The organism is Chryseobacterium nakagawai, assembly GCF_900637665.1.
GTDB lineage: Bacteria > Bacteroidota > Bacteroidia > Flavobacteriales > Weeksellaceae > Chryseobacterium > Chryseobacterium nakagawai.
In genome coordinates this window covers 5158663-5172571 of sequence record NZ_LR134386.1, presented here as the reverse complement: position 1 = coordinate 5172571, position 13909 = coordinate 5158663, and the positions used below count along the sequence as shown (strand labels likewise).

Sequence of the window (13909 nt, the reverse complement as noted above, 5' to 3'; positions counted from 1 at the left end):
CTTTAGGTAATATATGAAAGGCGTTTTTATATGTAAACAATATTAATTAGCTTTACTGAATAGAATGATGTGACTAAAATTGAATTTTAAAGGATTATGCTTCAAAATATTTGGCAGGGTAGATTAGATGGGGAAGAGCTTCTTTTCCACAGACTATTTCAGAGAGTAAAGGAAGAACAGAATTACGACAATATTGTAACGAATGATTTTGCATTGCATGGTTTTGCCGTGGATGAAGGAGTCAGGAGGAATAAAGGCCGTCAGGGTGCTAAAGATGCTCCCAACGTGATCCGAAAAAATATGTCTAATTTTCCGGTGATTCTTCCCAATTTCTCTATGCTGGATTTTGGAAACGTTACCTGTGAAGACGGTAATCTGGAGAGTGCTCAGAATAATTTGGCTAAAAATGTTTCAAAAGTACTTTTAAAAGGAGGAAAATCGCTTGTTCTGGGTGGTGGACATGAAGTGACCTATGCTCATTATTTAGGGATTAAAACAGCCTTTCCGGAGCAAAAAATAGGAATTATCAATATTGATGCCCACTTTGATAACAGACAGCCGGAAAAAGAAGTAGGGCCAAGCTCAGGAACAGGATTCTGGCAAATTGCTCAGGAAGGCCCTATCAATTCTCTTCACATTGGGATTCAAAGAAACTCAAACACCTTGAAACTCTTTGATACCGCACATCAATATGGAATGAAGTATATTCTTTCCGATGAAGTGTTCTTTGAAAACCTTCCTTCTATTTATCAACGCATCGATGATGTACTGGAGAACGTGGATTATGCCTATCTCACCATTTGTATGGATGTTTTTAACGCATCTATCGCTCCGGGGGTTTCAGCTTCAGCATATAATGGTATCTTTGCAGATGCAACCTTTATGCATTTTTACAGGCATATCTTAAAAAACAAAAAACTGGTTGCACTGGACGTGGCAGAGGTCAATCCGTCGTTCGATATTCAGGACAGGACGGCAAGGCTGGCAGCTTGTCTGGTGAATGAATGGCTAATGATTTAAGATAAAGCTATATTCTTCCGATAGAGAAAATCATTCTTTTATTGACCCTTAAGGAATAGAATTTGCTGACTTTATCGTGCTTTTAAAATAAAAGCACTCATAAATTCATTAGCTGAATTTAAAACAGAAATTATATTATGGAACAATTTATTGAAAACAAGCTTATTAAAGCAGATGACGTGTTTTCAGTGTGGCGCAAAGTGCCGTTTGAAGAAAAGCAGAAGCTAATTGCAAAAGCGGCAGAAATACTAAAAAATAATTCAGAGAAATTTGGAAGGATCATTACTACTGAAATGAATAAACCTATTTCGGAATCCATTGCTGAGGTAGAAAAATGTGCTTTAATGATGCATTATTATGCTGATGCAGAAAACATTTTGAAACCTGAAAAAATAGAATCCGAATTTACCTATTCTGAAGTTCATTATGCTCCGAAAGGAGTTATCCTGGGAGTAATGCCTTGGAATTTTCCGTTCTGGCAAGTGTTGAGGTTTGCGATCCCTGCAATCTTAGCAGGAAATACAGTGGTTCTAAAACATGCTTCAATTTGTTTCGGAAGTGGAAATGCAATAGAAGAAGTTCTTTTAGAAGCAGGTTTTCCGGAAGGTGTATTCCAAAATCTTGAAGTAGGTCACAAAGCGGTAAAAGAAATCCTTGAGCATGATGCCGTAAAAGGAGTAAGTCTTACCGGTAGTGGTAAAGCTGGAGGTGAAGTAGCCTCTATTGCAGGTTTAAACATCAAAAAATCTTTACTTGAATTAGGAGGAAGTGATGCATTCATCATTTTTGAAGATGGAGATCTTGAGTCAGCGTCAAAAGCTGGTGCAAAATCAAGACTGCAGAACTGTGGACAAACCTGTACTGCAGCTAAAAGATTTATTATTGATGAAAAGATTGAAGATCAGTTTCTACCCATTTTCATTGAGGAATATAAGAAGTATGAAATTGGAGATCCTTTGAATAAAGAAACAAAATTAGCTGGGATGGCAAGACCTGACTTAGCTGATGAGTTGGAAGCTCAATTTAACAGAGCATTGGAAAATGGCGCAGAAATTATCCTTCCTCTGGAAAGAGTTTCTGATAATGAATTTAAACCTGGTTTAATCAGAGTTCAGGAAGGAAATCCAATCTTAAAAGAAGAACTTTTTGGGCCTCTTGGGATGGTGATGATTGCTAAAAACGCTGATGAAGCTTTACAAATTGCTAACGATATTCCTTTCGGACTTTCCAATTCGGTTTGGACCAAAGATAAAGACCGCCAGTTATTCTTTATTGAAAACCTTGAGTCAGGAACGGTTAATATCAACAGAATGACCAGTTCTGACCCGCGTTTCCCTTTTGGTGGGTCAAAGGCTTCAGGATACGGAACAGAGCTTTCTTTACATGCTTTAAAAGAGTTTGTAACAGCGAAGACTATTGTAGGTAATAATTGATATATGAAGAAATCACTCTTATTATCTTTTCTGTTTGGATTTATTTTAAGCTTTGCCCAAAAGCAGCTTACTATAGATAGATTGGGAGTGGTTACAGATTCTGTGGAGATTAAATATCTAAAGAAAGAATATAAAATTATAGGCGTATTTCACGAGGTCTCTCCAAAGTCTGAAGTGAAATATGCTCGTATTTTAAAAGAAGATGGCAGTGGGATTCCTTATTGGGGGTATATTAATCTAAAGAAGGAAGAAATAATCCCACCAAAATATATATCTGTTTCACCTTTTGAGAACGGATATATATTAGTCAAAGATAACGTTGAAATCAGTACAGAATACAAATGCGGCAGCCAGAAACCTTGTGTTAGACAGGAGAGAAAAGCATATTATTACTTTGTTGACAGTCAAAATAAAAAAGTTTCTGATTATTTTGATGAGGTGAAAAAAGATAAAAGTGGTGATTTTTATGACTGTCGTATAAATAACATTCAAAAGATACTTGATGCGTCTTCTTTAAAGGTTGTAGCAGATTCAAAAGGAGAATATAGAATATTGATTTTAAATAGAGGGAATGATTATCGATTAAAGGCTTATACAAATAATAGAGAGGACTTTTTAGATAAGGAAGGCAAGCCTTTAACCGGTTTTAAATACAAATCAATAGATTCTCGTAATGGATTCCTTTTTGTGGGATTATATATTAACAGTGAAGTAACAAAGTATAGCCTCCTTAACCCTTATACCAAAATCCCTTTTAATAATAATCTTTTAATAGATTATATTTCTGAGAGTATTAAAGGTAGTAATACCGTTATTGTAAGAAATGAAGAAAAATACTTTCTGATTAATAATAATGGTTTTGTAAAGTCTAAACAATATGACTATCTTAAACAATATGGCAGTTCAATTTTATTTTTGGATAAAGAAAATATTGGATTATTAAATTTGAAGGGGAAAGAGGTTTTAAAATCTCCGAATATTTACATTGAAAGTCATGCATTAAGAGATACTGTTGATTCTCCGGTTTATGTTTTTGAAAAAAAAGATGGAACCTTGAATTTTATTGATATAAAAAAGGTGAAATTTAAAAAAACCGATGCTATATACTTAAATAATTTGTCAGAAACAGTTTCTTTTACTGATAAAAAGTCAATTCTGGAAAATAAATATTTTGTAGCAATAGGTAAGAATAAGAAGAAAGGCATTCTTGATTTTAATGGAAAATTATTAGTTCCTTATATTTATGAGGATATTAATCCTGTTGATAATACAGGTTACTTTCTCGCTACTAATTTAGGTCTTAAGACAGGTCTGATTAGTACTAATAATACAACTATTCTTCCTTTTACCAACGAATATTCTGCTTCAAGGGATATCTATTACATTAAAGATACGACTCAGATTAATAATATAAAATCTTATTTTTTTATTTGGAAAATAAATGATAAAGTGGGGACTATTGATTATACTAATAAGACAATAGATCCTTTTGAATTTGATTTTCAGGAGCCTTATGAGAATTTTATTGCCTACGGTAAGAATTCTAAAATGGGGATTATGACAAAGAATGGGAAAGTAATTCCTGCAGAATATAATAAAAGTTATGCTTTGCTTGAAAACGGTATTTATTATTTGTTTAAAGATAAAAACCTTGTTGGTATTGATGAAAATAATAATATGGTTTTTAAAACAGATTTTATTCTTAGCTATCCGAAATTTGCAGAACCAATTGTTCTTGATGAGCGGTTAATATATTTAAGAGATCAGGATACTTCTTATATATTGAATCTTAATGGAAGCCAATTCTTGAAGTTTTACAATAAAGTTTGGTCTTATTCTAACGGAATAGGAATTTCTACTGATGGGATTTTATTTGATCTCTACAAAAACAACTATGAATATTATTACAAAGATAGATTTATCAGTAATGATTTTAAGTAAAAAACTCCCGGAAATTAATTTCCGGGAGTTTTTTGTATGCTTTGGCAAAAAGTAACTTTGCTTATTGCTTTTAAACTGTCGTTAATCTCAACGTATTCGTTTTTCCACCTTCATATGATGGAGTTGCATTGATGTTGATAACGAAGTCACCAGTTTCAATATAACCGTAGTTATGGGTTAACATATTTACCTGGATAATCGTTTCGTCAGTAGACTTTTTCATATCATAGTAATAAGCATGAACACCCCAAAGAAGGTTGAGCATAGCAATTACTCTTCTGTTACCACTGTACACAATGATATGAGAGTTTGGTCTGTGTGCTGCCAGTTGGAAAGCAGTATAACCAGAATGTGTAAGCGTTACGATTGCAGAAACATTCGTTGTTTTAGCAATTCTTACTGCTGCAAGACATACTCTGTTGGTAATGAATCTCTCATCGATACAGTTATAGTCTTTTTCAATCGGTTCATTCTTGTGTTGGTAGAAGTGAGTGGTTTCAATGTTTTTCACAATTTTAGCCATATTTTCTACCACCTGTACCGGATATCTTCCTACAGAAGTTTCTCCTGAAAGCATTACTGCATCAGCACCATCTAGCACAGAGTTCGCAACGTCATTTACTTCCGCTCTGGTTGGCGTTAAGCTGTTGATCATTGTTTCCATCATCTGTGTTGCGATGATTACCGGCTTAGAGTAGAATCTTGCCTTCTCTACCAGGTTTTTCTGAATGGCAGGAACCTCTTCCATTGGAACTTCAACTCCTAAGTCACCACGGGCAACCATTAATCCGTCACATTCCAATAAGATTTCTTCAATATTTTTAACCCCTTCAGGCTTTTCAATCTTCGCAATAATCGGAGTTTTGAATTTACCGTTTGGATGTTTTGCAATTAATTCTTTCAAGTCGATGATATCCTGCGCATGACGTACAAAAGATAGAGCGATCCAATCTACCTCCATGTCAAGCATGAAATTAGCATCCTGAATATCCTTCTCTGTTAATGCAGGAAGAGATACCAATGTATTAGGAAGATTAACTCCTTTTTTAGAGCTTAAAGGTCCCCCTTGAATCGTTTTAGCCTTTACAGTATCTACTTCGTTAGTTTCAGTAACCTCTAATACGAGTTTACCATCATCAATTAAGATTCGTTCGCCTACTTTCACATCCTGTGGAAACTGTTGGTAAGTCATGTATACCTTAGTAGAATCCCCCTCGATCTTTTCATTAGTGAAGGTAAGAATATCCCCAGGATTCAAGTAAGACCCTTCCTTTACGACACCTACTCTTAGCTTAGGTCCTTGAAGGTCTCCTAAGATTCCCACGGAATACCCGTATTCGCTATTTAGTTCTCTAATTATTTCAATATTGTTTCGAACTAAGTCGTAATCTGCATGGGAAAAATTTATTCTGAAAATATCAACACCCGCTTTCATCAGATCTAACATTACCTCCTTCGATGAAGAAGCAGGGCCTAGTGTTGCGATAATTTTTGTCTTCTTTAAATACTTATTCATAATACTGGATAATTTGATAAAGTTCCTCATCAGAACTCAGTGTATAGTCTTGAATTGGAAACACAAGATTTTCAGGGAGCAAAATTACGGAAAAATCAGGAAACTGATCCGAACTATGCAGAATATATTCCACATCTACCTGATTATTTAATAAAAATTTAATGTTTTCTTCTTCTGTAAAGAGCTCGGTTTGAACTTTTTTTTGTTTACTTTCAGAAGATTTATTTGAAATAAAGGTGAAACAGGTCTTAGAAAACTTGTGGTAGGCCTCAAACCTAGGAAAAAGATAATCATAATAACCCCCATGAAAGACAAGATCTTTTTTTCTTGAAAAACTGAGATTGTTAAGTTGATTTATTTTGTAGAAAAACTCATGAGCGGGTATATCTTTTGCTAATCTTACCAATCCTATGGCAATATCTTCAAATTCTATATCATCAAGATCATAAAGTTTTTGAATTTCCAAGTATGTTTTCTTTTTTATTTAAAATATAAAAAGCCCTCTGTGCTGCCTTTTCCTCAGCCTTTTTCTTGGAGGTATCTGTAGCATTAGCAATCTTTTCATCTCCCAGCCATACATGACAACGGAACATGACTGCCTTATTAGCCTGTATTTCCTCGCAAGTTTCGTACTTTATATTTACCTTCTTTTTCTGGCTCCATTCGAGAAGGAGACCTTTGTAGCTGACAATTTTATTTTCAAGTTTGTTAATCTCGGAAGGCGTCAGAAGTTTTTCCATTATAATCTTTCTGCAAAAATCATAATGGAAATCCAAATAAATGGCCCCTATTAAAGCTTCAAATAAATTCCCGGAGATATTTTCACCTAAAGCCGCAGAGTTATTCTGCTTCTGCAGAAGATCTGTAAGCCTAAGGTCTTCCCCTAATTTATTAAGATTTTTCCTATTAACAATCTTAGATTTCATTTGTGTCAGATATCCTTCGTTAGCCTGAGGATAGGTCTGGAACAAATGACAAGAAATAATTGTACCCAAAACAGAATCTCCCAAAAATTCAAGCCTTTCGTAGTTGATGTCTTGATTTTTAGAAGAATTTTTTAAAGAAAAAGCTTCGCGGTAAAGAGCAATATTTTGTACCTCTGCACCCAAAACTTTTTTAAGTTCAGTGCTGAGAAAATAATCTCTTTCCGTTAACTGTCTTTTTCTTTTTTTGAGAAGGAATTTAGAAAAGTATTTCTGTAACTCCATTCATTGAATTTAGATTTTCTTAAATAGAACGCAAGCGTTATGCCCGCCAAATCCAAAAGTATTGCTCATGGCTACTTTTACATCTTTCTTAACGGCAGTATTAAACGTAAAGTTTAATCTGCTGTCAATCTTTTCATCATCAGTGAAATGGTTGATGGTAGGAGGAACAATACCATGAATAATCGTTCCTAACGCAGCGATAGCCTCAATAACACCGGCTGCCCCCAAAAGGTGACCTGTCATTGACTTTGTAGAATTGATCTGAATGTCAAAAGCATGCTCGCCTAATAACTTCGAAATTGCGTTGGATTCTGCGATGTCTCCTAATGGAGTAGAGGTACCATGCATGTTGATATGATCTACTTCATCAGCAGTTAAACCTGCATCTTCCAAACAGTTTTTCATTACTAGATAAGCACCAAGGCCTTCAGGATGAGGAGCCGTCATATGATATGCATCAGCACTCATACCACCTCCTAATAATTCTGCATAAATTGTAGCACCACGTTTTACCGCGTGCTCGTATTCTTCAAGAATAATACATCCAGCACCTTCACCTAATACAAATCCATCTCTGTCTTTGTCAAAAGGTCTTGAAGCTGTTGTAGGATCATCATTTCTTGTAGAAAGTGCCATCATTGCATTAAATCCACCGACACCACTTGCTGTAACGGCTGCTTCAGAGCCTCCGCACACAATCACGTCTGCTTTTCCTAATTGGATAAGCATTTTGGAATCAATTATAGCATTTGCTGAAGATGCACATGCAGATACCGTTGTATAATTTGGTCCGTGGAAACCATATTCAATTGAGATCTGACCAGGAGTCATATCAGCAATCATTTTAGGAATAAAGAATGGATTAAATCTAGGAATTTCGGTATTAGCCCATCCTAAAACTTCCGTTTCAAATGTTTCCAGACCTCCGATTCCGGAGCCCCAAATTACACCAACTCTGTTTTTATCTACATTATCTTCAATAATACCAGAATGTTCTACTGCTTCTTTAGCAGCAACAAGTCCCAATTGAGTATTTCGGTCCATTTTTTTAGACTCTTTCTTATCGAAATGCTGTAATGGATCGAAATTTTTTACCTCGCAAGCAAACTTAGTTTTAAAGTTTGTGGCATCAAAAAGAGTAATCGGAGCGGCTCCGCTCTCACCTTTCACAAGATTTTCCCAGTATTCTTTTGCATTATTTCCGATTGGTGTTATTGCTCCAAAACCTGTTACAACTACTCTTTTTAATTCCATAAACTTTGTTTAATTTCTTTTTTGTTGAAGAATATTATTTATTTACTACTTCTTCGATGTAAGCGATAGCGTGCCCTACAGTAGTAATTTTTTCAGCTTGGTCATCAGGGATCTGAATATTAAATTCTTTTTCGAATTCCATGATTAACTCAACTGTATCTAGTGAATCTGCTCCTAAATCGTTAGTGAAGCTAGCTTCAGGAGTTACTTCTGTTTCTTCAACGTCAAGCTTATCAGCGATGATAGCTTTTACTCTTGATGCAATGTCTGACATAGTAAATTATTTTTTTAATTGTTAGATGCTGCAAATATATAAAATTCTTTACGATAAAACATTTTTTTAGTCTTTTTTGTGGACAGAGACTTTTCATTTTAGATATGCTAGGTTTAGTGTTTTAGTTTTCAGCTATTTATATTTAGCTGTAGTAGAAGTGTTTAATTTTTATTTTCAAATGAATCGAAAAATTTTCTAAACAAAAAGGTTGAAAAAGGTCAAATTTTGACTTTTTCGGAATAAAAAAGAATGAAAAGTCTATGCTTTTTTACCTATATTTGTGTGTTATGAAATTAACACATTAGCTTTTTTGAATTAACAAATTCGTTTTCCATAAAGAATGGCTTATAGCTGTTCTCTTTCCTCTATTGTTATATTTAAAAAGCTAAAAAATGAAAAATTTCTTTGAAAGTCCTTTTAAAGGCAAAATCATAAAAGACCATATTCAAAACCCCAATATTATTGCCGGTAAATATTCCTATTACTCCGGATATTACCATGGGCACTCTTTTGATGACTGTGCTCGATATCTGCTTCCTGACAGAAATGATGTAGATAAATTAATTATTGGTTCCTATTGTTCTATTGGAAGTGGTGCCAGTTTTATCATGTGTGGAAATCAAGGACACCGTTATGATTGGATTTCAAGTTTCCCTTTCTATTATATGTCAGAAGTAGAGTGTTTCCAAAATAGTAAGAATGCTTTCGAATTGGCAGGGGATACTGTTATTGGAAATGATGTTTGGATTGGTACGGAGGCTATGGTAATGGCTGGAATTAAAATCGGAGATGGGGCTGTTATTGGCAGCCGTGCATTGGTGACAAAAGATGTAGAACCTTATACTATCGTAGGAGGAAATCCTGCAAAGCCTATCAGAAAAAGATTCAGTGAACAACATATCGTGCTACTTCTTGAAATGAAATGGTGGGATTGGGATGAAAATGTTCTTGAAAAAGCTGTTCCAATACTTTGCTCAGCAGATATTGGTGCTCTCTACGAATTTTATAAAAAAATGAAATAATTTTAAGGTTCCATTTGGGATCTTTTATTAACGGTATACTTCATATCATTTAATGTTTCGCATTGTTTTTGCTATTTCAATAATGTCAATCACCTAAATTTTATCATATGAATACAGTAATCGGACTTATAGCAGGAAGTTTGCGCAAAGAGTCTTTCTCTAAAAAGATAGCGAAGGCATTACTTCCTATGACTCCTCAGGGTTTTGAATTTAAAATTATTTCAATTGACAATTTACCTATATACAATCAGGATTTTGATGATTATAATAATGTCCCGGAATCCTATGCGAAATTTAGACATGAAATAAAAAATATTGGCGGAGTTATTTTTATTACTCCGGAATATAACAGATCAGTTCCTGCGGTATTGAAAAATGCTATTGATGTTGGTTCTAGGCCGGCAGGTAAAAATGGTTGGGATGGAAAACCAGGGGCAGTATTTAGTAATTCGCCAGGGAATCTCTCTGCTTTCGGGGCTAATCATCACTTAAGACAGAGTTTGGTGTTTCTTAATATTCCGGCGATGCAGCAACCTGAAGTTTATCTTCCTCATATTGATAAAGCATGGGATGAGAACGGAAACTTAAATGATGATATGAAAGGTTTTCTTCAGAAGGCTGTAGATGCTTATATTGAATGGTTTAAGAAGAATAGTAGCTCGTAATATGTAGAGTTTAAAATAGAAAAACCACTGAATCAATCAGTGGTTTTTTTATATTTCTGTGGAGTTGGAGGGATTCGGCACACGTTAAAAAACGTCTGTTTTATCATGTTTAGAGCCATATTTTATGATAAAATTTATCAAATCCTTTACTCTTTTTTTACTCTTTTTACTCAAGCATTCTGATTAATATTTCCTTTATTCTTCAGGGTTTGACTCAGTATTTAAGCGCATTGGGCCTTCGCCAGTTATTAACCAATGTGCAGAAAATCCATAATGTATTACTAATATAGATAGATGCTGAGGATTAAATTTCATTGTTGGAGTTTTTATGATGCGGCTGAGGTTGCCTGTGTCTAGCCCGTGCTTCTCACAAAAAGTTCTGAAGCCGTGCATGCGCTCCACAGCGATTACAAAAAAAACACCTATGTAAAATCTTTTCAGTACTCCGAATTCATCCGGAATATTTTCTACGTCTATTTCTCTTTGTGTCTTTTTCTTTTCGTAGGCCATTTTATTTTATAAAATTTTAAAAATTTTTTAAAGGATTATCTGATGAAATTTTAACAGAAAAAGAATTTCTAAAAAGAGAAAAACTATAATATAACATATCTTTTTTATAGCATATTTCAGTTAATACATCGTTAGAAATGCCAATTTCTCTGACCTTCTTAATCAATTCATTATAATTAATTGTTTTGTCAAAGAAAGAGTCTTTTTCATTTTTAATAAAAGCTTTTACAAAAAAGTAATTATGATTTGAATTTGTTTCCTTAATATTCTGATACCAAATTTCACTGTTGTTTTTTGAACTAATAGGTGTCAAATTAATTTCACCAATCAGATTATTATCTTCAATTTCAGAAATAATGATTGCAAAGCTTTTATATTTATAAACCTTACTATCAATTCCAAATTCAGTTCCACTTTCTGATGCAGAAAGTTTATAATCATTTTGAATTGAATTAAAGTCTTTTCCTATATATTTAGAAAATTCCTCAATATCAGAAAAATTCTGACAATACAAAAAAGTGCTTGAAGTAATCAGAAATAAAAAGAGTAGATTTTTCATGTTACCAATCATTATTAGTTTCGTGTTTTTTATTCATTAATTCATTTAATGATTTTATTAGATCTTCCATGTGTTTATTAACCACTTCTTTAACTTCTCTCCAACCCTTATTTGATTCAGTTTTATGTTCTTTATCTGAAGTTAGAAGACCAAAGGAAACGAGTCCTCCTCCGCCTGGACATCTTGTGCCTTCATGTATGAAAGTATGGAAATTATATTTATAACGACCTTCCTTTATATAAATATTTATCTTATACATTATCCATCCTCTTGCACACATAGAACCAAAATAAAATGTTTTTGGTTCAAATCTTATAGCTCCATTTCCTGAAATTTCCCCAAGATCTTTATCTGTAATACTCATTACATCTTTTTCACTTTTATAAGTATCAGCAAACCAGCTACGAGCTCGGTTATAAAGTTCTTCTTTTGTTGTTAACGAATCAACTTTAACAACTCCTTCATATTGGAGCTCCTGACCATAAAAAAATGTACTTAAAACGAAGAGTAAAAATATTAATATTTGTTTCATTTTACCAATTAGAATTAGATTGATTTACTTTAATCAAAGTTTCATTTAAACTTTTGACTAATGAATTAATAAGTTCTGAAGTTTTTTCTTTTACATCATACCAAGCATAATCATCTGCAATCATTTTCCCTTTTAAAGGAGCATGATCAGAGACTGTTAATGGCCCATAATCAACACGTCCGCATCCTGGACCTCTAGAACCGTTATGTACAAATGAATAAAAGGAATATTTGTACTTTCCGTCTTTAAAAAATAAACTAAACTTATAACTTATCGGACCTTCTACGCAAGATGAACCCATGTATTTCTTAGAAGCTCTATAGTCATAATTTCCAATTCCACTGATTTCTCCAAGTTCTGGATCTTCTGTTGTAACTTTATTATTAGTATTGAAGTTTTGAGATGCCCAAGTTCTTGCAATATTATAAAGAGAAGTTTTTGTTATAGTAGAGTCTACATTAACAAAAACTTCATATTGGAGTTCTTGAGAATAGCAAAGAAGACAAGAAATTGTAAATAATAATATGTATAATTGTTTCATGAATCTATTTTTATTCTATTTCTTCAAAACCTATTGCAAGGTCATTATTAAAGTATATTCTGACTCCTTCTTTTAGATAAATAAAACATTCTGTAGATTTTCCACCAAACAATGACTGTTTTATTTCATTTGGATTGCCTAATGTTTCAAGTAAAAAGTTTTTGTCTAATGTTTTTTTTTCTATAAATTTTTTGATATCTGCTTTTACACCAAAGTGATTGCGGCCAAAGTAATATACATCATCTTCACTTGCCATTTTAATTAACTCTTGAATTCTATCTGAAGAATAATTTTTATCACCATCAATTAAAACAAAAAGAGGGATTTTTGTAAAGGACTTAAATACAACATCAATAAGGTCGTCTGTTACTATCTTAGACCAAACTCTTCCTTTTTTTTCAAAATTAGTTTTGAACTCACCATATGTCATTTTTGAAGTTGCATATTCTCTAGGGCATTTTTCTCCATTTGGAAGATAACAATGGTCTGAAAAAGTTTTAGACTTATTTTGTCCATTTACAATGATTATAACTAGAAAAAAAAACAAAAATATTTGTTTCATTGGTTAATTGTTTTAATCAACAAATATAACTAAAAAATATATTTTAGTGAATTATGGGAAACCGTAATGAATAGTTGTTTTTATACATTATAAAAAACCTTAATGTTAATAAATATTTCATCTTTGTATGAATAAATATTATATATTAGCAAACTGAATATAAGTAATGCGCTGATACATAAGTCTATTAATTTAGTATTTTTACGGACAATTTAAAATTTGTCAAAATGAAAAAACTATTTTTATTAGCAGCTGTTTCTACAGTATTATTACATTCATGTTCAGGTGAAAGAGAAGAAGAAGACATAACTCCAAAACCTGAATCCAAGACCTTGAAAACAGAAATTAATTATAACAGAAACTTAGATGAGTTAAATTCGGAAGTTAATGGTGGTAGCAACCCTATTAATTCCATTGATACTCTTAAAATTAACGGTGATCGTGATGAGTCAGAAATCATTCCTCCAGGAGATGTTAAGCCTCCAAAAGGAAACTAAAGTAAAGTATTCTACAATATCAACACTAGGAAGTGTCTTAGTGTTGATATCAGCAACATTTCCTTTTATAAACAATATTATATCTGTATTTTTTCCGAGTATTAATACGACTTGGGTAACTGCAGCAAATAATAACCTAGCTGCTGTCTTATGGTCATTAGCTATTTGTTTCCAATCCTCAGTTATTATTCTAACAAAAGATATGGAACCATACCTTCTATGTTATGTTCCTGTTCTATTTTCTTCACTTTATTCTTCAGCTTTTTATTTTTTACCACTTTTAAATTATACTCCTAATGAGAATATATGGTTCTTCGGTGCGATAATAGGCATAATTATATTTATGATTGGCACAATGTACTATACAAGACTTTA

General features: G+C 33.1%; 16 protein-coding genes. 6 read left to right on the top strand and 10 right to left on the bottom strand.

Annotated features, from left to right (window positions below; translation table 11 throughout):
• The first annotated feature begins 96 nt into the window (after positions 1-96).
• From hutG to EL260_RS23475, 3 genes are all read left to right on the top strand, one after another.
• Positions 97-1020, top strand: coding sequence for a formimidoylglutamase (hutG, locus tag EL260_RS23485; protein ID WP_123857896.1), 924 nt, complete (start codon positions 97-99; stop codon positions 1018-1020).
• Between the two features lie 137 nt (positions 1021-1157).
• Positions 1158-2453, top strand: a complete 1296-nt coding sequence (locus EL260_RS23480; protein WP_123857895.1) for an aldehyde dehydrogenase family protein — start codon at positions 1158-1160, stop codon at positions 2451-2453.
• 3 nt (positions 2454-2456) lie between these two features.
• Positions 2457-4394 (top strand): WG repeat-containing protein, encoded by a 1938-nt coding sequence (locus EL260_RS23475; protein ID WP_123857894.1) that lies wholly within the window; start codon positions 2457-2459, stop codon positions 4392-4394.
• Positions 4395-4464: 70 nt separating this feature from the next.
• On the opposite strand, the gene pyk is transcribed toward EL260_RS23475, so the two are convergent.
• Genes pyk through EL260_RS23450 form a run of 5 tightly spaced genes read right to left on the bottom strand, consistent with a single transcriptional unit; the run spans position 4465 to position 8646 of the window.
• Complete coding sequence (gene pyk, locus EL260_RS23470) at positions 4465-5910, bottom strand: pyruvate kinase (protein ID WP_123857893.1); 1446 nt, start codon at positions 5908-5910, stop codon at positions 4465-4467.
• Positions 5903-6376 carry an IPExxxVDY family protein gene (locus EL260_RS23465; protein ID WP_123857892.1) on the bottom strand — a complete coding sequence of 158 codons (474 nt, stop codon included), beginning with the start codon at positions 6374-6376 and terminating at the stop codon, positions 5903-5905. The genes pyk and EL260_RS23465 overlap by 8 nt, the downstream gene beginning before the upstream one ends.
• Positions 6354-7118, bottom strand: coding sequence for a ribonuclease III (gene rnc, locus EL260_RS23460; RefSeq protein ID WP_123857891.1), 765 nt, complete (start codon positions 7116-7118; stop codon positions 6354-6356). The genes EL260_RS23465 and rnc overlap by 23 nt, the downstream gene beginning before the upstream one ends.
• A gap of 9 nt (positions 7119-7127) precedes the next feature.
• Positions 7128-8372, bottom strand: a complete 1245-nt coding sequence (gene fabF, locus EL260_RS23455) for a beta-ketoacyl-ACP synthase II (RefSeq protein WP_123857890.1) — start codon at positions 8370-8372, stop codon at positions 7128-7130.
• 34 nt (positions 8373-8406) lie between these two features.
• Complete coding sequence (locus EL260_RS23450; RefSeq protein WP_002976354.1) at positions 8407-8646, bottom strand: acyl carrier protein; 240 nt, start codon at positions 8644-8646, stop codon at positions 8407-8409.
• Between the two features lie 392 nt (positions 8647-9038).
• On the opposite strand from EL260_RS23450, the gene catB reads away from it, so the two are divergent.
• Both catB and EL260_RS23440 read left to right on the top strand, forming a co-directional pair.
• Entirely contained in the window at positions 9039-9668 is a 630-nt protein-coding gene (gene catB / locus EL260_RS23445) for a type B chloramphenicol O-acetyltransferase (protein ID WP_123857889.1), read from the top strand.
• A 107-nt stretch (positions 9669-9775) separates the two neighbouring features.
• Complete coding sequence (locus EL260_RS23440) at positions 9776-10333, top strand: NADPH-dependent FMN reductase (protein ID WP_123857888.1); 558 nt, start codon at positions 9776-9778, stop codon at positions 10331-10333.
• A gap of 195 nt (positions 10334-10528) precedes the next feature.
• On the opposite strand, the gene EL260_RS23435 is transcribed toward EL260_RS23440, so the two are convergent.
• From EL260_RS23435 to EL260_RS23415, 5 genes are read right to left on the bottom strand one after another with little or no spacing between them, the layout of a single operon-like run.
• The gene (locus EL260_RS23435) at positions 10529-10843 is read right to left on the bottom strand and encodes a hypothetical protein (protein WP_123857887.1); all 315 of its coding nucleotides are present in this window, start codon (positions 10841-10843) and stop codon (positions 10529-10531) included.
• A 16-nt stretch (positions 10844-10859) separates the two neighbouring features.
• Positions 10860-11402, bottom strand: coding sequence for a hypothetical protein (locus tag EL260_RS23430; protein WP_123857886.1), 543 nt, complete (start codon positions 11400-11402; stop codon positions 10860-10862).
• A 1-nt stretch (position 11403) separates the two neighbouring features.
• Positions 11404-11934, bottom strand: coding sequence for a DUF4468 domain-containing protein (locus tag EL260_RS23425; RefSeq protein ID WP_123857885.1), 531 nt, complete (start codon positions 11932-11934; stop codon positions 11404-11406).
• A 1-nt stretch (position 11935) separates the two neighbouring features.
• Entirely contained in the window at positions 11936-12475 is a 540-nt protein-coding gene (locus tag EL260_RS23420; RefSeq protein WP_123857884.1) for a DUF4468 domain-containing protein, read from the bottom strand.
• A 10-nt stretch (positions 12476-12485) separates the two neighbouring features.
• Complete coding sequence (locus tag EL260_RS23415) at positions 12486-13037, bottom strand: hypothetical protein (protein ID WP_123857883.1); 552 nt, start codon at positions 13035-13037, stop codon at positions 12486-12488.
• 227 nt (positions 13038-13264) lie between these two features.
• Here EL260_RS23415 and EL260_RS23410 point away from each other — a divergent pair, with 227 nt between their 5' ends.
• Positions 13265-13534: a hypothetical protein gene (locus tag EL260_RS23410; protein WP_123857882.1), complete on the top strand. Its 270-nt coding sequence runs from the start codon at positions 13265-13267 to the stop codon at positions 13532-13534.
• Positions 13535-13909: the final 375 nt, after the last annotated feature.

What these genes read in the sequence shown, in the direction of transcription:
- hutG (WP_123857896.1), top strand. Translation starts at nt 97, where the DNA reads ATGCTTCAAAATATTTGGCAGGGTAGATTAGATGGGGAAGAGCTTCTT.
- EL260_RS23480 (WP_123857895.1), top strand. Translation starts at nt 1,158, where the DNA reads ATGGAACAATTTATTGAAAACAAGCTTATTAAAGCAGATGACGTGTTT.
- EL260_RS23475 (WP_123857894.1), top strand. Translation starts at nt 2,457, where the DNA reads ATGAAGAAATCACTCTTATTATCTTTTCTGTTTGGATTTATTTTAAGC.
- pyk (WP_123857893.1), bottom strand. Translation starts at nt 5,910, where the DNA reads ATGAATAAGTATTTAAAGAAGACAAAAATTATCGCAACACTAGGCCCT.
- rnc (WP_123857891.1), bottom strand. Translation starts at nt 7,118, where the DNA reads ATGGAGTTACAGAAATACTTTTCTAAATTCCTTCTCAAAAAAAGAAAA.
- fabF (WP_123857890.1), bottom strand. Translation starts at nt 8,372, where the DNA reads ATGGAATTAAAAAGAGTAGTTGTAACAGGTTTTGGAGCAATAACACCA.
- EL260_RS23450 (WP_002976354.1), bottom strand. Translation starts at nt 8,646, where the DNA reads ATGTCAGACATTGCATCAAGAGTAAAAGCTATCATCGCTGATAAGCTT.
- catB (WP_123857889.1), top strand. Translation starts at nt 9,039, where the DNA reads ATGAAAAATTTCTTTGAAAGTCCTTTTAAAGGCAAAATCATAAAAGAC.
- EL260_RS23440 (WP_123857888.1), top strand. Translation starts at nt 9,776, where the DNA reads ATGAATACAGTAATCGGACTTATAGCAGGAAGTTTGCGCAAAGAGTCT.
- EL260_RS23435 (WP_123857887.1), bottom strand. Translation starts at nt 10,843, where the DNA reads ATGGCCTACGAAAAGAAAAAGACACAAAGAGAAATAGACGTAGAAAAT.
- EL260_RS23430 (WP_123857886.1), bottom strand. Translation starts at nt 11,402, where the DNA reads ATGAAAAATCTACTCTTTTTATTTCTGATTACTTCAAGCACTTTTTTG.
- EL260_RS23425 (WP_123857885.1), bottom strand. Translation starts at nt 11,934, where the DNA reads ATGAAACAAATATTAATATTTTTACTCTTCGTTTTAAGTACATTTTTT.
- EL260_RS23420 (WP_123857884.1), bottom strand. Translation starts at nt 12,475, where the DNA reads ATGAAACAATTATACATATTATTATTTACAATTTCTTGTCTTCTTTGC.
- EL260_RS23415 (WP_123857883.1), bottom strand. Translation starts at nt 13,037, where the DNA reads ATGAAACAAATATTTTTGTTTTTTTTTCTAGTTATAATCATTGTAAAT.
- EL260_RS23410 (WP_123857882.1), top strand. Translation starts at nt 13,265, where the DNA reads ATGAAAAAACTATTTTTATTAGCAGCTGTTTCTACAGTATTATTACAT.